The organism is Variovorax sp. 10L426, assembly GCF_056395305.1.
Genome location: NZ_JBFTJF010000002.1, coordinates 161,957 through 180,557, shown reverse-complemented (window position 1 = coordinate 180,557; position 18,601 = coordinate 161,957). Strand labels below are relative to the sequence as shown.

The 18,601-nt window shown below is 63.5% G+C and carries 17 protein-coding genes; 6 read left to right on the top strand and 11 right to left on the bottom strand.

Annotated elements, in window-relative coordinates:
* Positions 1 to 9: 9 nt before the first annotated feature.
* From AC1DHL_RS03500 to AC1DHL_RS03490, 3 genes are all read right to left on the bottom strand, one after another.
* Positions 10 to 798, bottom strand: a complete 789-nt coding sequence (locus AC1DHL_RS03500) for an ABC transporter ATP-binding protein (RefSeq protein WP_478100160.1) — start codon at positions 796 to 798, stop codon at positions 10 to 12.
* Between the two features lie 70 nt (positions 799 to 868).
* Positions 869 to 1,693 carry an ABC transporter permease gene (locus tag AC1DHL_RS03495; RefSeq protein WP_478100158.1) on the bottom strand — a complete coding sequence of 275 codons (825 nt, stop codon included), beginning with the start codon at positions 1,691 to 1,693 and terminating at the stop codon, positions 869 to 871.
* A gap of 12 nt (positions 1,694 to 1,705) precedes the next feature.
* The gene (locus tag AC1DHL_RS03490) at positions 1,706 to 2,680 is read right to left on the bottom strand and encodes an ABC transporter substrate-binding protein (RefSeq protein WP_478100156.1); all 975 of its coding nucleotides are present in this window, start codon (positions 2,678 to 2,680) and stop codon (positions 1,706 to 1,708) included.
* Between the two features lie 227 nt (positions 2,681 to 2,907).
* Here AC1DHL_RS03490 and AC1DHL_RS03485 point away from each other — a divergent pair, with 227 nt between their 5' ends.
* The 3 genes from AC1DHL_RS03485 to AC1DHL_RS03475 are packed head-to-tail and all read left to right on the top strand — an operon-like array spanning position 2,908 to position 5,188.
* On the top strand, positions 2,908 to 3,654 hold the full coding sequence (locus AC1DHL_RS03485; RefSeq protein ID WP_478100154.1) for a GntR family transcriptional regulator: 747 nt from the start codon (positions 2,908 to 2,910) through the stop codon (positions 3,652 to 3,654).
* 26 nt (positions 3,655 to 3,680) lie between these two features.
* Positions 3,681 to 4,151 carry a RidA family protein gene (locus AC1DHL_RS03480; RefSeq protein ID WP_478100152.1) on the top strand — a complete coding sequence of 157 codons (471 nt, stop codon included), beginning with the start codon at positions 3,681 to 3,683 and terminating at the stop codon, positions 4,149 to 4,151.
* 2 nt (positions 4,152 to 4,153) lie between these two features.
* Positions 4,154 to 5,188 carry a CobW family GTP-binding protein gene (locus tag AC1DHL_RS03475; protein ID WP_478160656.1) on the top strand — a complete coding sequence of 345 codons (1,035 nt, stop codon included), beginning with the start codon at positions 4,154 to 4,156 and terminating at the stop codon, positions 5,186 to 5,188.
* A 47-nt stretch (positions 5,189 to 5,235) separates the two neighbouring features.
* Here the strand turns inward: AC1DHL_RS03475 and AC1DHL_RS03470 are convergent, their stop codons facing one another.
* From AC1DHL_RS03470 to AC1DHL_RS03460, 3 genes are read right to left on the bottom strand one after another with little or no spacing between them, the layout of a single operon-like run.
* Entirely contained in the window at positions 5,236 to 6,675 is a 1,440-nt protein-coding gene (locus tag AC1DHL_RS03470) for an amidohydrolase family protein (protein WP_478100148.1), read from the bottom strand.
* Positions 6,676 to 6,699: 24 nt separating this feature from the next.
* A complete protein-coding gene (locus AC1DHL_RS03465) occupies positions 6,700 to 7,839 on the bottom strand; it encodes a M24 family metallopeptidase (protein ID WP_478100146.1) in 1,140 nt (379 codons plus the stop codon).
* A gap of 38 nt (positions 7,840 to 7,877) precedes the next feature.
* Positions 7,878 to 9,038 carry a mandelate racemase/muconate lactonizing enzyme family protein gene (locus AC1DHL_RS03460; RefSeq protein ID WP_478100145.1) on the bottom strand — a complete coding sequence of 387 codons (1,161 nt, stop codon included), beginning with the start codon at positions 9,036 to 9,038 and terminating at the stop codon, positions 7,878 to 7,880.
* Between the two features lie 153 nt (positions 9,039 to 9,191).
* On the opposite strand from AC1DHL_RS03460, the gene AC1DHL_RS03455 reads away from it, so the two are divergent.
* The gene (locus AC1DHL_RS03455) at positions 9,192 to 9,491 is read left to right on the top strand and encodes a hypothetical protein (protein WP_478100144.1); all 300 of its coding nucleotides are present in this window, start codon (positions 9,192 to 9,194) and stop codon (positions 9,489 to 9,491) included.
* A 64-nt stretch (positions 9,492 to 9,555) separates the two neighbouring features.
* On the opposite strand, the gene AC1DHL_RS03450 is transcribed toward AC1DHL_RS03455, so the two are convergent.
* From AC1DHL_RS03450 to AC1DHL_RS03440, 3 genes are read right to left on the bottom strand one after another with little or no spacing between them, the layout of a single operon-like run.
* On the bottom strand, positions 9,556 to 10,158 hold the full coding sequence (locus AC1DHL_RS03450) for an N-acetyltransferase family protein (RefSeq protein WP_478100143.1): 603 nt from the start codon (positions 10,156 to 10,158) through the stop codon (positions 9,556 to 9,558).
* Positions 10,155 to 11,255 (bottom strand): PHA/PHB synthase family protein, encoded by a 1,101-nt coding sequence (locus AC1DHL_RS03445; protein WP_478100141.1) that lies wholly within the window; start codon positions 11,253 to 11,255, stop codon positions 10,155 to 10,157. Before AC1DHL_RS03445 ends, AC1DHL_RS03450 begins: the two co-directional genes overlap by 4 nt.
* A gap of 3 nt (positions 11,256 to 11,258) precedes the next feature.
* Positions 11,259 to 11,675 carry a hypothetical protein gene (locus AC1DHL_RS03440; RefSeq protein WP_478100139.1) on the bottom strand — a complete coding sequence of 139 codons (417 nt, stop codon included), beginning with the start codon at positions 11,673 to 11,675 and terminating at the stop codon, positions 11,259 to 11,261.
* Between the two features lie 151 nt (positions 11,676 to 11,826).
* On the opposite strand from AC1DHL_RS03440, the gene AC1DHL_RS03435 reads away from it, so the two are divergent.
* On the top strand, positions 11,827 to 14,214 hold the full coding sequence (locus AC1DHL_RS03435; protein ID WP_478100138.1) for a penicillin-binding protein 1A: 2,388 nt from the start codon (positions 11,827 to 11,829) through the stop codon (positions 14,212 to 14,214).
* A gap of 79 nt (positions 14,215 to 14,293) precedes the next feature.
* Positions 14,294 to 15,340, top strand: coding sequence for a Gfo/Idh/MocA family protein (locus AC1DHL_RS03430; protein ID WP_478100136.1), 1,047 nt, complete (start codon positions 14,294 to 14,296; stop codon positions 15,338 to 15,340).
* 21 nt (positions 15,341 to 15,361) lie between these two features.
* Here AC1DHL_RS03430 and AC1DHL_RS03425 read toward each other — a convergent pair whose 3' ends face one another.
* Both AC1DHL_RS03425 and AC1DHL_RS03420 read right to left on the bottom strand, forming a co-directional pair.
* On the bottom strand, positions 15,362 to 16,720 hold the full coding sequence (locus AC1DHL_RS03425) for a sigma-54-dependent transcriptional regulator (protein ID WP_478160654.1): 1,359 nt from the start codon (positions 16,718 to 16,720) through the stop codon (positions 15,362 to 15,364).
* Positions 16,717 to 18,561 (bottom strand): sensor histidine kinase, encoded by a 1,845-nt coding sequence (locus AC1DHL_RS03420; RefSeq protein WP_478160652.1) that lies wholly within the window; start codon positions 18,559 to 18,561, stop codon positions 16,717 to 16,719. The genes AC1DHL_RS03425 and AC1DHL_RS03420 overlap by 4 nt, the downstream gene beginning before the upstream one ends.
* Positions 18,562 to 18,601 lie beyond the last annotated feature (40 nt).

Below are 18,601 nucleotides of genomic sequence, written 5' to 3'. Positions count from 1 at the left end.
CCTCTCTGGTCAGTGCGCGACGAGCACGCCCTTGGCTTCGAACATCTCGCGCACCTGCCGCACGTAGTGCTGGAAGGCAGGGTTTTCGTGGATACCACTCCAGCGGCGCGGCCTTGGAATGTCGATGGCGAGATCGAGATCCACGCGGCCGGGCCGCGGCGACATGACGATGACGCGATCGGCGAGGAACACCGCTTCGTCGATGCCGTGCGTGATGAACAGCACCGTGTTGCGCAGTCGCATCCACATGGTCTGCAGGTCCATGATCATCTGCTCGCGCGTCAGTGCATCGAGCGCGCCGAAGGGCTCGTCCATCAACAACAGCCCGGGCTCCTGGATCAAGGCACGGCAGATCGCCACACGTTGACGCATGCCACCCGAGAGTTCCGAGGGGAACTTGTCTGCGAAGCCCTTGAGCCCGACCTGCGCCAGCAGTTCGCGCGCGCGATCGGCGTAGGCCTTTCGGTCCAGCCCCTTGATTTCGATGGGCAGCAGGATGTTGTCGAGGATGCTGCGCCAGTAGAGCAGCAGGTCGGACTGGAACACGACACCGGCCTTGGGATGCGGACGGACGACGATGTCGCCATCGATGCCCAATCGACCGGAGCTCACCGGCGTCAGGCCTGCCAGCAGCGACAACAGCGTACTCTTGCCGCACCCGCTGGGGCCGACGATCGCGACGAAGCTGCCGGGCTTGATGTTGAGGTCGACACGGTCGAGCGCGAGCACGTCATCGCCCGTGCGCACCTCGTAGGACTTCGAGACACCTTCGATGGTGACGGCGGCTGCACTACTCATCGCGTCGACTCCCCGCGCCGGATTGCAAGACGCATTCCTTCAAACTCTTCACGTTCATGGCGGATTCCCATCACTTGGCGCTTTCGCGGTGAAACGAAACCTTGCTCTCGACAAGAGAAAGGACGAAATAGAGCAGCACACCGATCAGCGAGATCGTGACGACGGTTGCGAAATTCAGCGTGGTGTCGAACTGTGAGTTCGCCTGGAGCTGCAGGTAGCCGAGACCGCGTTCGGCAGCGATGTACTCGCCGATGATGGCGCCAATGACTGCCAGCGAGATCGCGACCTTGAGGCCACCGAAGATGCTCGGCAACGCCGCCGGCAAGCGAACCTTGAAGAAAGTCTGCGCCTCGCTCGCGCCCATCGAGCGGACCATGTTGACCAGGCCCTTGTCGAGCGACTGCAGGCCCACCACGGTGGAAATCACGATCGGGAAGAACGAGATCAGGAAGGCCAGGCTGATCTTCGGCGCCCAGCCGTAGCCCAGGTAGAGCACCAGCAACGGTGCGAGTGCGATCTTCGGGACCGTCTGCAGCGCCACGAGAAGCGGATAGACCGCACGCTCGAAGACCTTCGAATAGAAGATCGCCAGCGCGAGTGGAATGCCGACCACCACGCCCGAGAGGAAGCCGCCCAGCACTTCGAGCAGAGTGATGTACGAATGCGTCGCGAGCAGGTTGAAGTCGGTCACCATTCGCTTCGCGATGGCGAGCGGCGTCGGCAGCACGAATTCCGAGAGGCCGGACAGCGGCACCGCGAACTGCCATACGACGAGGACGCCGATCGCAAGAAGCACGGAGGCATAGCGCTCGAAGAATCTGACTCGTGGCGGTTTCTTTTTCGTGCTTCTAGAGACGGGCATCGCGACCATTCCGGGGAGTTTCAGTTCAGTCATGGATCACCTTGGCTACGGCTGGGTCAGCAGGTCGTTGGTGAAGAAGGCGTCGGCCGGCTTCGGCGTGCCGATGGCTTCGTCGGTCTTCAGGAGCTCGAGCGCCTGCGCGATCGTCTGGGCGTCCGTCCACCCGAGCGGCTTGCCGGGCTGCACTTCGATGGCTTCCATCGTCGCGCGCACCTGCGCTTCGATCACTTCGGGCGCGGGGCCGCCCTTCCAGGCTTTCGCTATCGCGGCGGTCGCGGCCTTGGGGTCCTTTCGGGTCGCATCGATGCCCTGGTTCACCGCCGCCAGGTAGCGTTTGAGCACGTCCGGCTTTTTCGCAATCGTGGCGTTGCTCGAGACCGCGGCCAGTCCGGGGATCGCCAGGCCGTTCTGCGCCAGGTCGAGCGACGGGAATTTCGTGCCGATACGCGCCTCGATGATCGGGAGGTCGTTGTTCTTGTAGACGCTGACCACGTCAACCTGCTTCTGCAGGAACTGCGGAACGCGCGACTGCGCGTCCATCTGGACCTTCTTCACCTTGGTGCAGTCGATGTGATTGACGGCACAGAAGACCGCCAGGTAGGAGGTCCCCGTTTCACCGACGGAGTGCGCGACCGTCTTGCCTTCGAGATCCTTCGGCTTGAGCACCGGCTTGTCTGGCTGCGAGATCAGCACCACGGGTGTCTTCGGTTGATAGAGGGCAATGATCTTGACGGGCATGCCCTTCTGGATGGCCGACACCGCAAAGATGGCGGGCATGATCACGACGTCTTCCTGGCCCTGCAGCAGCGCTCCCAGTGCAGCGGGTGCTCCCGCGCCCTCACCCATCCGGACATCGAGGTTGTTGGCCGCATACATCCCCTGCTCTTGCGCCAGGTACATGTGGGCGTATTCGCCCTTGAGTTTCCAGCTGAAGCGGACGTTGACATCGTCCGCGGCCCAGGCTGCCGAGGTCAGCGTGAGCGCCGCCGCAACGGCCGCCGCTCGAATGCTGGAATTCAATGAAATAGCCGAATAATGGAACCGCATGAAATACCTGCCATATGGTTGAGTGGGTGAACCGGGGCCGAAACTTGCGTGAGCGGCTGGCCGGGCCTAGGGTTGGCGATCTCGCATCTGTGTTCTGCTCTTCTGCATATCTTGATCACGAAGTGTGATCACACATATAATCGCCAACAACCGGGTTAACCCGCACTCCACACGAAGCACACATTCCAAAAGAGAGCGCCATGGAAAAGATCGCCAGCCGCCGTCAAGCACATAACGCGGAAGAGCCGAGCAGACGGGCACGCGGCAGCGTCCCGGAAGAGGTCTTCCAGAGGTTGCGACGAGGATTGATGGTGGGCGCTTTCGTACCGGGCCAGGTGATGAGCCTGCGCAAGCTCGCCGCCAGTTTCGGCACCAGTCCGATGCCGATTCGCGAGGCGCTGACGCGACTCGTCGTGATCAATGCGCTGGAGGACACCTCGACAGGATCGGTTCGCGTTCCCCGTCTCACGCCCAAGAAGCTCAACGAGCTTTTCGCCGTCAGGGAACTGATCGAGGGACTGGCCACGGAGATGGCGTGCCGCAATTGCACCCCTGCCCTGCTCAAGTCGCTCACGACCATCAACAGCGAGCTTCTCGATGCCATCGCCAAGCGCAATCTGATCGGTTGCCTTTCTTCGAACCAGCGCTTTCACTTCACGCTGTATGAGGCGGCCGGAACCGAAGTCGTCATGCCACTCGTGGAGTCCCTTTGGCTGCAGTTCGGGCCGACGATGTACCTGTCGCTGCTCTCGCCCGACATGCCATGGGATGCATCGGCGCACGTCGAGATCCTCGAAGGACTGGAGGCGAAGAAGCCCGCTGTCGCCAAGCGCGGCATCCTTCGCGACATTCGGAACACCGCGCAGTCACTTGCGCCCGCCCTCGTCGAGCCGGAGACGGCAAGCCTGCTGACTGCCCCGCTCGACGACCTCTATTTCGGCAACTGAACCCACCCATCGAGGACCTGAAGAACATGACTCAACAAGGACACGACGCCCGTCTCAAGCAACTCGGCATTGAGTTGCCCAACCCGGTCGCCCCCGCGGCCAACTACATCCCGGCGCGCAAGAGCGGCTCCATGATGTACATCGCAGGCCAGGTGCCGAGTGCGGGCGGCAAGGACCAGTACGTCGGCAAGGTCGGAGGGGACGTGTCGATCGAAGACGCACAGAAGGCAGCGCGGCTGTGCGCGATCAACATCCTCGCGCAGCTGCGCACCGCGCTCGGCGGGAGCCTCGACCGCGTCGTGGGCTGCGTGCGCCTGGGCGGCTTCGTCAATGCAACGCCGGAGTTCGGCGAGCACCCCAAGGTCATCAACGGCGCTTCCGACCTGATGGTCGAGGTGTTCGGCGACGCGGGCCGGCACGCGCGCGCGGCGGTCGGCTGCAATTCGCTGCCGCGCAACGTGGCGGTGGAAGTGGACGCCATTTTCGAGATTGCCTGAGCATGAGCAGCGCCGGACTCGACAGCCGAGTGCCGATCCATGTGCTGACCGGCTTTCTCGGCAGCGGCAAGACGACGCTCCTGCGTCACTTGCTGGCCGATCCGGATTTGTCGGATACCGCGGTCGTCATCAACGAATTCGGCGAAGCGGGTCTTGACCATCTTCTGGTGCGGGAAGTCGCCGAAGACGTGGTGCTGCTCAGTTCGGGCTGCCTTTGCTGCTCGGTGCGGGACGACCTGGTGTCGACGCTGGCAGAGCTGAATGCGCTGATGCGCACCGGCGACATCCCCGCGTTTGCGCGCGTTGTCGTCGAGACCACGGGCATGGCCGACCCTGCGCCGATCATGCAAGCCATTCTCAGCGAGCAAATCCTGACGCCGTGGTTCCGACTTGGGCAGGTCATCACCACCGTCGATGCCGTGAATGGCGACCAGACGCTGGTCCGCCATCGAGAAGCCCGACAGCAGTTGGCCACCGCCGACCGGGTGATCCTGACCAAGTCGGATCTGGTCGACGAGTCGGACTGCGCGGTGTTGCTCGAAAAGCTGCGGGCGACAAACCCAGGTGCGATCTTCGCCACTGCCAGCAAAGGCCGATTGGCGGCTCGTGCGGTCTTCGAGGAATCCGAAGCCCAATGGCGGCGATCCGGACCGATCCTGCCGATGGCGGCCGAGGATCGGCAGGCCGGCAACGCACCACTGGGTCCGCTGATGGGCAGTCATGACGAGGCGATCCGGACGTTCACCGTCCAGTTGGAGCGCCCGGTCGAGTGGAGCGTCTTTGTCGACTGGCTGGAGTTGCTGCTCGCGAACAGGGGCGACTCGATCTTGCGCGTGAAAGGCCTGTTGGGCGTGGCGGACGACGAACGGCCCGTGGTTGTCCAGGGCGTGCAACATGTCCTCTACCCATTGGACCGGCTGCCAACTTGGCCCGATGGGACAGCCTCGCCCGGATGGATCGTCTTCATCGCACGCGACCTGACCGCCAGGGCGATCGAGAACTCACTGCGCTCCGTCTACGACCTCACCCCCGCCTGAATACTGCGACATCGCATCCGTGACCACGACCTGGCCTCGGCTTGCCATCAGTTGCCGCTGTCATAGAGGGTCGTCGTCGTCTCGACGCCCTCTTCGTGCAGGCCCGCCCGCTTCACAGCCGCGGCGGCGAGTTCCCTGGCCTTGCGGCGCAATTGGGCCTCATCGACGCCGTGCACCTTGCCGTCGCTGTAGAGCGTTTGCCCATCGACCCAGGTCTGCGAGATGGAAGCGGTGGATGCCGAGAACACCAGCGCCTGCAGCGGATCGTGAAACGGCGTCCATTCGATGTGGTCGAGGTCGAAGAGGATGAAGTCCGCCTTCTTGCCCACTTCGAGCGACCCGATGTCGTGGTCCCACATGGCGGCCTTGGCGCCGTCGATCGTGGCAGCCCGCAGCGCCTGTCGTGCGGTGAAGATGTCCGGCTTCATGCGCGCATCCTTGAACATGCCCGCAACGAGCAGCATCTGCCGCATCAGGTTCATGTTCCCGGCCGCGGACACGCCATCGGTGCCCAGACCGACCGTGACGCCCGCGGCGACCATCTCCGGGTACTTTCCGATCGCGGTCGCACCCTTGCCGAGCTTGAACGATGAGCAAGGGCAGAAGGCCACCTTGGCGCCGCGGCGAGCGAGCAGGGACACCTCTTCGTCGCTGACGGCAGCGCCGTGCGCAATCACCAGATTGGAGCCGATGCCACCTGCGCGGTCGATGCGCGTGATTGGCCACATGCCGTATTTGCCCTCGCAGACCTTCGCCTCTTCGATCGATGTGGCGAGGTGATAGGTGGTGCCGACGCCGAGGCGCTCCGCGAGCTTCTGGGCCCCGACGTGCAGTTCCAGCGTGCAGGGCTCCTTGCCCTCGATGTTGACCCAGCAGCGCACGCGGCCGCCGAGGGCGCCGTCGTATTTGCGGACGCAGGCCTCGAGCTCGGCGAGAGCAGCCTCGGCGCTCGGAAAGAAGTGGTGCCGCGCCATCTCCTCCGTCCAGCCGCGCGGCAGTTCGGCCGGCGGATTGTCTGCCGCATGTCGTCCTGTCACGCCGCGGATGCCGGTCTTTTCCATCGCGCGGACGGTGATGCCCGGGTCGTACTGCGAGCCCATGTCGATGAAGCACGTCGTCCCGTTGCGAAGCATCTCGGTGATGCCGAGCAACGCACCCCAGTACTCGTCTTCTTCCGTGATGTGAGCATAGAAGGGCTTGGCCCAGTGGAAGACCCACGCCCGCGTATTGAGGTTGTCGGGAAACACGGCACGCGACAGCGTTTCGGACAGGTGGACGTGGCTGTCCACGAAGCCCGGGCAGATGCCGAGCATTCGACCATCCATCACGCGGTCGAACTTGCCGCCTTTGTGTCTTGCGGTAACCTGCTCGGCGGGGCCGATGTCGAGGATGCGGTCGTTCTCGATGATGATGCTGGCGTCGCGAAGGACGGTGTCCCTGGCGTCGACAAGGAACGCGAATTCAAGGTGCTCGATCAGCGTACGCATGGATGATCTTTCCAGTGTTGATGTTCAGCCTTTGACAACCAGCAGCTTGTCGGTGTCGGCGTAGTCGGACAACAGTTCGCAGCCGTTGGCGGTGACGAGCAGCATGTCCTTGTTCTGCATGCCGAACCCGAAGCCGGTTTCGTAGCACAGCGGCTCGAAGCCCAGGACCATGCCTTCCTCGATCACGGCGTCGCTGCCAGGCCGGCCGAGGATAGGCGTCTTTCCGAGGTAGGGATCTTCATGCAGGTGCAGGCCGATGCCGTGCCCGACGAAAGAAATCGGCGGCAGGTCCACTTCGGCGAGTTTCGCGATGAATGCATCGTAGATGGCGCGGCAGCTTGCGCCGGGCTTTACCAGCTCCATGATCCGGTACTTGCAGTCGACGAGGTGCTGCCAGATCCGCTCCGCATGCGGAGGCGCCTCCTGTACGACGGCGGTGCGGCACACCCCCGCCTGGTAACCGTCGATCACCGAGAAGATCTCGATGCGGCAGACGTCACGCGGCTTGAGCCTGCGTTCGCTCGGGCCCACGTTCGGCAGCACACTGCGTTCGCCCGTCGCGATGATCATGAGCTTGAAATGCTCCGCGCCCAGCGCATAGACGTTGCGGGTCAGGTGCCCCGCGATGTCCATCTCCGAATCGCCGGCCTTGACGGATGCCAGCGCATCGGTGATGGCCTGGTCGGCGATGCGTGACAGACGGCGCAGCAAGGCGATCTCTTCTGGTGTCTTGATCTGGCGCAGCCGCGCGAGGATGTGTTCGCAGCGTTCGAAGCGGGCCTCCGGCAATGCCTTCTGCAGGCGCGCAAGATCGCCGGCGGGCAGGTAGTCCATCTCGATGCCGATGCGCGCCTCGCCGAGTCCGAGCTTCTTCAACTGGTCCGCCAGGACCAGCATCGCGTCGTCGGTGAACTCAGCCCAGATGCGCGTGGGCACGTCCGGCGCTCGCCGCTTGACCGTGCTGGCTTCCATGTCGACCGAGAACAATTCGGTCTTGCCATCGACGCGGACGATAGCCATCGCGTGGCGGTGCCGGATCAGCGGTTGCGACGGCACGACAAAGCCCGTTGCATAGGCGTAGTTTTCGGGCGAGCACGACACCATGGCGTCGAGTCCGTTCTCGGCCATGGCCTTGACCTGCCGTTCGATGATTGCTTTGCGCATCTTGAGTTTTCCTGGTGATGAGAGTGGGACGGCGGTGATCAGTCGCGCACCTGGTACTTGTCGACCTTTCCGAGATCGACATCGATGCCCATGCCCGGAGCGGTCGGGACCTCGATGGCACCATCCACGAGCTTCATGGGGGCGACGATCAGGTCGTCGCGGTAATAGATGCCGCCGACCTGGCCCTTCTGCCATTCGGCCGGCGTTGACACGGGAACGACGCACGACAGCGTGGCAGCTGGCGCCGCGGCGGCCAGATGGATGTTTGCGAGATTGCCGACGCCTGTCTCGACGGATCCGTTGACGTTGCAGATGATCCCGGCAGCCCTGCAGACAGCGGCCACCTCCATGGCCTTGTAGAGACCGCCGGGCTTGGTGGTGTAGATCGACACGATCTGCGCGGCACGGTGCTCGCTGATCTGGATGACATCGTGGGCGTTCCAGGCCGACTCGTCCGCCATGACCGGCGGGTCGATGGCGCGCGCCACTTCGGCAATGCGCTCGATGCCCATGACGGGTTGCTCGACATACTTGAGCCGATACTTCTCCATCGCGCGCACCGTGGAGATGGCCTCGCCAGGGGTGCGATAGCCTTCGTTGGCATCGACGCAGAGCTCGACGTCTTCGCCCACCGCGCCACGGACGGTGCGCACCATGTCGATGTCGCGCTTCGCATCAACGCCGATCTTGATCTTGATCGTCTTGATGCCCTCGGCGGCGACCTGCGCCACTTCCTTCTCCGCCTCCGCGATCGAGATCAGGCCGATGGAATGCGTGACCGGGATACGGGACCGCACCCTGCCCCCCAGCAACATGTGCACCGGCAATTCCAGCCAGCGCCCTGTGACGTCGTAGGCGGCGAAGTCGACCGCGGCCTTGGCGTAGGGATATCCGCGGACCACGGCGTCCATGCGGGCGTGCATTTCGGCGAAGTTTCCGAGCTCGACGCCGAGTAACGACGGCGCGAGGTACTTCTCGATCACCAGCTTGGCGATCGCCGTGGATTCGCCGAAGTAGCGGCCGAACTCCCCGCCCCAGTCTTTCAGGGCTGGCGCCTCTCCCCACCCGACGCGGCCGTCGCTGTCCGTCATCCTGATGAGCAAGTAACGGCCGATGGACTCCGTCAGGCCCGTCCACTTGTGCTCGCGCCGCGTCGGAAGCTGGACGAGAACTGTCTCTATGGTTTGAATCGTTGGCATGTTTCGGCTCCTCGCGTATCAGCTCGCGCGTGTCGAACAGACCATCTGCCGACGTGCGAAGAATACTGTGATCACAGTTTGTGATCAAGTAGAATTCTTGTCAATACGCGAATCCCTTGAGGGAGGCGATAACGCAGCACGGAGTGCAAAACCATGATTGTTGAGATCACCAACTACTACGCCTTGCCCGGAAGGGCGGATGCCGTGCTGGCGCAACGCCGGCATGCCAGCGCAATCAGGACACGCCTGGGATTGCCGGCAGGTCGGATCTTCACGAAGCTTGAAGGCCCTGGTCCCGACGTTCGGTGGGAATGCGTGTTCGAGACGCCCTCAGCCTATGAGGCGGACATGGCCGCCCGCGCGGCGTGCGATGAATTTGCCGTGGCTCGACAGGCAATGCATCTGCTGCTGGAAAGGTTCGAGCGGCATATCGAAGCGACGGCGGTCGAATAGCATCGTCCGCGGGCACGAAGTTCAACGTGTCCTCTCCGTGCATCGACGAGTAGGACCGCGCGAGTCATCCGCCGAGCGCTTCACTCAGGCCATACAACACATTGCGGACCACCACTGCGCCCACGTCGTGGCTCAGCAGCACCAGATCGTGCCGTCTGCCCTCTCGGTCGGCCACGTGATTGCCGAGCAGCGCTTCGGCCCGGAATCCCAGTTCCTCGAAGACGGCGATCGCGGCGCGCTGGTCGGTGGTCATCTGCGCCACGAGCTTCGTGAGCCCGAGTTCGAGAGCCTGCGCAAAGCACTCCTGGATCAGCACCCGGCCGAGCCCCTTGCCGCGCCACGCGGGCGACACCAGCACGCGCAGCTCGCCCACGTGGCGCGACCAGCTCAGCGCGTCGGTAAAGATCGCGGTGCACCCGACCATCACGTCGCCGTCGCGCGCGACGAGACTCGTCAGTTCTCCCGCGTCGATCGATCGCATCCAGGCATCGACGACCTTCGGGTGGCTGATGTCGCGTTGCAGGAACAGCAGGTCGTGCGCCGGCAGTGTCGCAACGAACGCAACCAGCGCGTCGCGATCGCCGCTGCGCATGCGCGCGATGTCGACGGGTGAATCGCCGCATTCGATGCGGCGCGGGTAGTTGCGCAATGCTTCTACTTCTGTCATGTCGAACGTCCTTGCAGCCATGAATCGAGTGCCGGCCACATCCGCTTGACCGCGTTGGGCCCGGCGGCAATGCTGATGTGACCGCCCGGCAGCACGAGTTGCTCCTTGTCGTCGGAACCGACACGCTCGACCAGCGGGCGCGCACAGTCCGGCGGCACGATGTGGTCGAACTGCGCCACCACATGCAGCAGAGGCACCGTGATCTTTCCGAGATCGACCCGTCGCCCGCCAATGTGCAAGGTCCCCTCGTACAGGGCGTTCTTCCGCAGCAACTCGTGCGTCGTCTGGCGGAAGTAGCCGCCCGGTAGCGGCAAGGTATCGTTGCCCCAGCGCTCCATCATCCGGAAGCCCTTGACGAACTGGTCGTTCCACAGGTTGTCCCAGAGCCTGACCTGCCCGGCGATGCGACTGGCGGGACGCAGCGCGTCGAAGCCGGCGACGACGATGTCCGAGGGCACGACGCCCACGCGGTCGACGAACCGGTCCACGTCGAAATGGCGCGGGTCCGACAGCGATCGGAACAGCTCCATTTTCGTGAAATCGATCGGCGTGGTGAAGCAGACCAGGTTCTTCACGGGCCCATCGGGATGCAGGGCCTGATGGATGGCCGACAGCATGCCGCCCGCGCAATAGCCGACCAGGGTCACGTCCTGCTCGCCCGAATCCTCCTGAACGCGGCGGATGCAGTCCGGAATGAAATCGAGCACATAGTTCTCGATCTTCAAGTCGCGTTCACTGTCGTCCGGCGCGTTCCAGTCGATCAGGTAGATGTCGTAGCCGCGCGAAAGCAGGTATTCGATCAAGCTCTGCCCCGGCGCCAGATCGAGGATGTAGGCCTTGTTGGTCGGCGCCATCACGAACAGCAACGGCACGCGATACACCTCATCGGCCACGGCACGGTAGTGCACCAGTTCGAGCGTGCCGCGGCTGTGCAGCACACGCTTGGGTGTGCCGCCGACCGCGGGCGGGGGCGCCCCCAGCAGTTCGATGCTCTTGAAGCCACGCTGGACGGCGCGCTCGACCTCCAGACGCAAGCGTTCGGTCAACGCCGGATCGGGCGTCCTGACGGCGGGTGAAGCGGTGGTCTGTGTGGCCATCGTTCAGGCCTTGCTCTTTCGGGAGCTACGACGCGCGGGGCTCGCTGCCGCTCGGACGGCCGGCGCAGCCTTCACCGCCGGTGTCGGTGCTTCGCCAGGCGGTCTGCGTGTACGCGCGGGCCTCGATGCAACTGGTTCCGGCGGCAACAACCGATCGAGCTTTTCTTCGATGCGGCGCAGCGAAGCCGCGAGCTCGCCAACCTCCTTGCGGCTGGGCAGGTTGGCCTTCTCCAGATACTTCTCGATCAACTTCTCGAGCATCTGCTGCATGCCCATCGAGACCGTCGAGAACTGGTGCAGCGAGCGAGCGACCTCCTGGTTGCCGAGGCCACCGGTCGCGAGCGAGTTGACGTCCTTCTCGAGTCTGGTCACGGCGTCCCGCCACATCTGCAGCGGATCGCCAAGGAACGAGCTTGCCATTTCGCATCTCCTGTCTCCCGCACGGCCGAGAGGCCTCGGCCGGGCTGCAAATGGTAATCCTCGTGGCCGACTTTGTGGACGTCCAGGCGCGGATACGCGCGACAGCGGCATTTTCGGCGACACTGCGCAACTGAGCTATTTGCTTGCTGTCATGGCCGATCGACCGCATTTTTCGGAACACGCCGACAAGCCGGTTTCAAGATCCTGGCGATCCTGGCTCCTGCGCGTGGTGTTTTGGCTCACCGGGCTGGTCTTGGCGGGGGCGCTGGCCTTGTCGTTCGTCATATTGACTGCACTGGTGGCCGCCTATCCGAACCTGCCGGAAATTTCCGAGCTTCAGGACTACCGACCGAAGCTGCCGCTGCGTGTGTTCTCGTCAGAAGGCATTCTGATTGGCGAATTTGGTGAAGAGCGCCGCGAATTCACGCCGATCTCGGCAATTCCCAAGCTGATGAAGGACGCCGTGCTGGCGGCCGAGGACGCGCGCTTTTATGACCACAACGGGGTCGACTTCAAAGGCCTTGTGCGTGCCGGGGTCGCAAACTTGAACAAAGTGAGGAGCCAGGGTGCCTCGACCATCACCATGCAGGTGGCGCGCAACGCATACCTGAGTTCGGAGAAAACGGTGACCCGCAAGGTCTACGAGGTCCTGCTCACGTTCAAGTTGGAGCAACTCCTTTCCAAGGATCAGATCTTCGAGATCTACCTCAATCAGATCTACCTGGGCAAGCGGGCGTACGGCTTCGCCGCGGCCTCGGAGGCCTATTTCGGCAAGCCGCTCAAGGACATCTCCATCGCGCAAGCCGCGATGCTGGCGGGCCTGCCCAAAGCGCCCGGCGCCAACAACCCGGCCAACAATCCTGCGCGGGCGCGAGAACGCGAACTCTATGTGATCGACCGGATGCAGGAGAACGGTTTCATCACGCCTGAGCAGGCAGCGCAAGCCAGGGAAGAGAAGCTTCGCTTGCGCGACGCCCCGGACCCCGTCAGCCTGCACGCCGAATATGTCGCCGAAACCGCGCGCCAACTGATCTACGCGCAGTATGGCGAAGCCACCTATACCCGGGGCCTTAGGGTCTACACCTCGATCTCGGCGGTCGATCAAACGGCCGCCTACAAGGCCCTGCGCGACGGAATCATGGGTTACGAGCGAACCCAGGTCTACCGTGGACCCGAAAAATTCATCGAACTGCCCGGCGATCCGAAAGAACGCGACGACGCGATCGACAACGTCCTTGCAGAGCACCCCGACAACGGCGACCTGATTGCTGCCGTGGTGCTCAAGGCCAGTGCCAAAGAGGTCACGGCCGTCCGTGCGAACGGCGAGACCTTGCACATCATCGGCGACGGACTGCGGCCTGTGCAATCGGGCCTGTCGGACAAGGCTCCGCGCAACATCATGATCCGTCGCGGGGCGGTCATCCGCCTTGCGAAGACGCCGAAAGACTTGTGGGAGATCACCCAGCTACCCGAGGTCGAAGGCGCATTCGTCGCCATGGATCCGCGCGACGGCGCCATCAAGGCGATGGTGGGCGGCTTCGATTTCGGCAAGAACAAGTTCAATCATGTCACGCAGGCGTGGCGTCAGCCAGGTTCGAGTTTCAAGCCGTTCATCTATTCGGCAGCTCTGGAAAAGGGATTCACGCCAGCCACCGTGGTCAATGATGCCCCGCTCTTCTTCGATGCGGCCACGACAGGCGGGCAACCATGGGCGCCGAAGAACTATGGAGGCACCTTCTCCGGACCGGTACCCCTTCGCACGGCGCTCATGAAGTCCATCAACATGGTCACGCTTCGCGTCGCGCAATCCATCGGTATCCGTTACGCGCAGGACTGGATCACGAATTTCGGCTTCGACCGCGAGAAGCACCCCGCCTATCTGCCCATGGCGATAGGCGCCGGTGCGGTCACGCCCATGCAGATGGCAACGGCCTACTCGGTGTTTGCCAATGGCGGCTATCGCCTCAATCCCTACCTGATCACGCGCATCACGGACCGCAAGGACAAAGTGTTGGTCGAGCCGCGGCCCACACTGCTCAACGAAACGACGCGCGCCATTCCGGAGCGCAATGCTTTCATCATGGACACGCTGCTGCAAAGCGTCGTCAAGGGCGGTACCGGCGCGAAGGCGTATCAAGCGTTCAAGCGCGACGACATCTATGGCAAGACGGGAACCACCAACGACTCGATCGACACCTGGTTCGCAGGCTTCCAACCGACGATGACCGCGATCGCATGGATGGGATACGACACGCCTCGCAGCCTGGGAGACAAAGAGACGGGCAGCAGCCTGAGCCTACCGATCTGGATAAGCTACATGGAGACCGCGATCAAGGGCGTGCCCGTGACTGAGCTTCTGCCGCCCGACGGGGTGGTCCATGTCGGCGGCGAGTGGTACTACGACGACAACGCGCCGGGCCATGAGCTTGCGAATCCAGGGGGGATGTTCACACCCACACCAGCCGAGGCTTCCGCGCCTGTGAAGGAGGAGTCAGTTTCGGACGAACGCAGCCGAATCCTTGACATGTTCCGCAACTAGACTGGGCGCTTCTCCGCCCTGTGCTTGACCTTCATGCGGGCCACGAGGAATTTCTTGCCCCCTGCCTTCCATTGATCTCATGAACACTCCGCCTCTTCGCGTCGGCATCCTCGGCTGTGCCAACATTGCCAAACAGTTCGCGCGAGACGTCGCGCCGAGTCCCACGGTCGACATCGTGGCCGTCGCCAGCCGCAATGCCGAGACAGCCGTGGCCTTCGCATCGGCACAAGGCATTGCCCGTTCGCACGGCACCTATGAGGCCTTGCTGACGGATCCTGGTGTAGACGCCATTTATCTGCCGCTGCCCAACAGCATGCACGCCGAATGGGCCATCAAGGCAGCGGCGGCCGGAAAGCACGTGCTCAGTGAAAAGCCGCTCGCGCTCAATCATGCCGAAGCCCGGTCCATGTTCGATGCGGCCAAGGCGAACGGCGTGATGCTTCTCGAAGCCTATCCCTGGTATTTCCAGCCACAGACCGGCCACCTGGTCGATCTGCTGCGCGACGGGGCCATCGGTTCCGTGCGATCGATCCAGGCGAGCTTCGGGTTCACGCTGCCCAGCCCTCAGACAAACATCCGAATGAAACCGGAGTTGGGCGGCGGCGCGCTGCTGGATGCCGGCAGTTATCCACTGAGCCTGATCCGCCTGGTGATGGGCTGTGCGCCGGAGCGGGTTCTCGCCGATGCCAACTGGGCGGCATCCGGCGTCGACATGAGCGCAACGGCCACGCTCTACTACGCCGACGGCCGGCGTGCGCAACTCTCGTGCGCGATGGACGTCTGCATTCATCGGTTCGCCAGCATCATCGGCACCAACGGCGTGATCACCACCGAGTTCTTGAATCACACCAGCACTGATACCGGAACGCATCCCCACGGGTACCTGCCCAGCCAGATGCGCGTGCGCCGCGGAACGACCGCAACGCCGTTCGAAGACGTCCATGCCGAATCCGGCAGCGGCTTTCGGTTTGCAGCCGAGGCGTTCGCCAAAGTGATCGCGGAAAACGACTTTGCCGCCATCGATCGCGCAGCGGCGGCCAGCATCGACATCGCTGCCACGCTTGAGGCACTGGCCAGAAGTGCGGTCGAAGGACGAGCCGTGTCCCTGGTTGGCCCTCGGCATTGAAATGGCCCGGCGCTGACTCACTCACTCAGCGCCACGAAACTCATCGGTGGCGATCTTGAGGCGCCGCAACTTGTCATAGAGCGTCTGCTTGGGCAGGCCCAATGCCTTTGCGGTGACGGCCACGTCGCCACGATGCCGGCGCAAGGCGTCGGCGATGACCGCACGCTCGAAGTGTTCCACCTGTTCCGGCAAGGTCGCCGCGTCTTCGTTGGGACTCTTCGACAGGTCGAGACGGTCACCCATCAAACCCAACGCGAAGCGGTCCGCGACGTTTCGCAGTTCGCGCACGTTGCCGGGCCACGCGTGCGCCATGAGTTCAGCAAGCTGGCTGTTTGTCAGAATTGGCGCCGCACACTCGAAGCGACTCGCAGCCAGCAGCGTGAAGTGTTCGAACAGCACCGGAATGTCCTCGCGACGCTCGCGCAGCGGCGGCAACTCGACGAAGGCGACGCCGAGGCGGTAGTAAAGATCGGCGCGGAACTTCTGCTTGTCACTCAGAAGTTTGAGGTCCTCCTTCGCTGCGGCCACCACCCGGCAGTCGACGGCAATCGGCTTGTTGGTACCGAGGCGTTCAATGCTGCGTTCCTGCAGTGCGCGGAGAAGCTTGATTTGAACCGGCATCGGCATGCTCTCGATCTCGTCGAGAAACAGCGTGCCATGGTGCGCATACTCGAACTTGCCGACGCGCATGCGGGTGGCGCCGGTGAACGCGCCGACCTCGTGGCCGAACAGTTCGCTCTCAACCAGAGCTTCCGACAGTCCGCCGCAATTCAGAGCGACGAAGTGGTTGCGACGACGATCGCTGTGATCGTGCAGGCAACGTGCAACCAGTTCCTTGCCGGTGCCGGTTTCGCCGTAGATGATGACGTCGGCCGATGTCGCAGCGAGTTTGAGCACCGTGCGCCGTACGCGCTCCATCTGCGCCGAGCGGCCGATCATCGCGGCCTGTATGCCGTGCCAGTTCTCGAGTTGCTCATGCAGGGATTGCACTTGCAATGTCAGGCGACGCTTGTCGATGGCGCGTCGCACGACCGCCACCAGGTGGTCCGAGGGAAAGGGCTTCTCGATGAAGTCGTAGGCGCCGTCGCGCATGGCCCGGACCGCCATGGCGATGTCGCCATGCCCCGTGACCAGGATGACAGGCAGGTCGGCGTCGATGGACCGGATGCGGCCCAGCCATTCGGTGCCGCTGATTCCCGGCAAGTTGACGTCGCACAGCACGACAGCCGGCACGCCGGCCGCGATGCGCGCCTGCGCCTCCTCGGCCGCGGCGAAGGCATCGATTTCGAAGCCCGCAAGCTCGAGCGCCTGCTTGCTTCCGAGACGCACGTCGGCGTCGTCTTCCACAAAAATCACGCGGATGTCGGTCTCGTTGCTCAATTTGAATCCCTTCGCGTTGACGGTGAAGGTGCGAGTGGCATTTCGATCACGAAGCAAGCGCCACCCGTCTCCATGTTTTCGGCTTTCAGGCTACCCCCGAATTCACGGACGATGTGGGCGGAAATCATCAGGCCCAGGCCGAGTCCCTCGCCGGCAGGCTTGGTGGTGGTGAAAGGCTCGAACAGACGCGGCAACACATCCTCGCGGATTCCGGGACCGGTGTCGCTGACGGCGATGCGGCACTGGTCGCCCACTGCACTGGCCTCGACTTGCAGCCGCCTGACCGGCGAGGTCGCCATGGCGTCGCTCGCATTGCCCATCAGGTTGGCAAGAACCTGCTCCAGTCGCGCTTCTTCGGCAAGCACGGCCAACGCCGGCGACTCGATTTGCACATCGAGTTCCACACCGTTTGCGCGCAGCCGGTGCGAAACCAGGAATTTCGCGTTGTTCACGACGGTCAGGATCGCGACAGGCACCCGCGGCACCTCGGTCTTGTGGGCGAATGCCTTGAGTTGGTAGGTCAGGCGCCCGAGCCGGTCGACGAGGTGGGCAATGCGCTGCATGTTGCCGCGCGCATCGTCGATGCGTTGCTGGTCGAGCAGCACGCAGGCGTTGTCCGAGAGCGTGCGCATTGCGCCGAGCGGTTGATTGAGTTCATGCACCATCCCGGCCGACATTTGGCCCAGGGCGGCCATCTTGCCCGCGTGCACCAGTTCACTCTGCGTTTCGCGCAGGTCGGTCTCGATGGCCTTGCGGGCCTCGACCTCGTTGGCCAGGCGGGCGTTGGCCCCGAGCAGTTCAGCGGTGCGAAGCTCAACCTTGGTTTCCAGGCTGTCGTGAGCCCGCTGCAGCGCCGCCCGGCTGGCAAGCTTCTGGCGCACTGCGCGCTGCCGTTGCCACAGCAGCGCGCCGATCATCCAGATCAGCAGCATGCCCAGGGCCGCGACCTCCCATGAGTGCCGGGCGTCGGTCTTGACGGGCATGGTGTCGTCCAGCACCAGCAGCTGCCACTGATTCATGTTGACGGGGCGCGCGGTGACCAGGTAGCTGCGGCCCTCCACGTTGACCAGCGATGTATCCGCAGCAGGCTTCTCATTGATCTTCCAAGCCATCGGCTTCAGGTTGGCGTCGCCATAGGGCCGGGTGCTGGCAATCGCTGCGAGCACTTGCGGCGCCAGGGGTTGAAGCGGCCGGAACCTCCATTGCTCGCGCGACGACAGAATGATCACGCCTCGCTCGTCCACGACCACCACGTCGCCGGGGAATTTGCGCCAGCCACGCTCCATGCCCTCCAGGTCGACCTTGACCGTGGCGACGCCGCGCTGCTGGCCGTCCTGCAAGAGTGCAAAGGCGAGGTAGTAGCCCGCGCGCTTGCTCGTCACGCCAACGCCATAGAAGCGCCCGTGCCCGAGCGAGAGCGCATCCTGCACATAGGGGCGAAACGACAGGTCGACGCCGATCGGCGTGCTGACTTCATTCCAGTCCGATGCAGCCACGCCTCGGCCGTTGCTGTCCAGAACGTAGAGCGTCGCGGAACCCGCCGTTGCGTTGATGCCCTGCAAGTATCGATTGACCTCATCGCGCAGCGGCGCGTCGTCCGGTGTCTTGAGCAACTCGAACACGGTGGGCGTCATTTCAAGCAGCGACGGCAGGTAGCCAAAGCGCGCCTGCTCGCCGTCGAGCTGCGTTGTGATCATGTCGAGGCGATGCCGGGCGGCCTCGCCAAGGCGCTCCAGGCCGGACCGCATCGCTGCGCCATTGACAAGCAGCGCCGCGGCAACGGTGAAGGCTAGCGCTGCGCCGAGTGCGAGCAGCGGAGGCTTGACTTTCAAACGCCTCAAGTTGTCTCCAAAAGGTGCGTTCCAGCCGAGTTTGGCACGG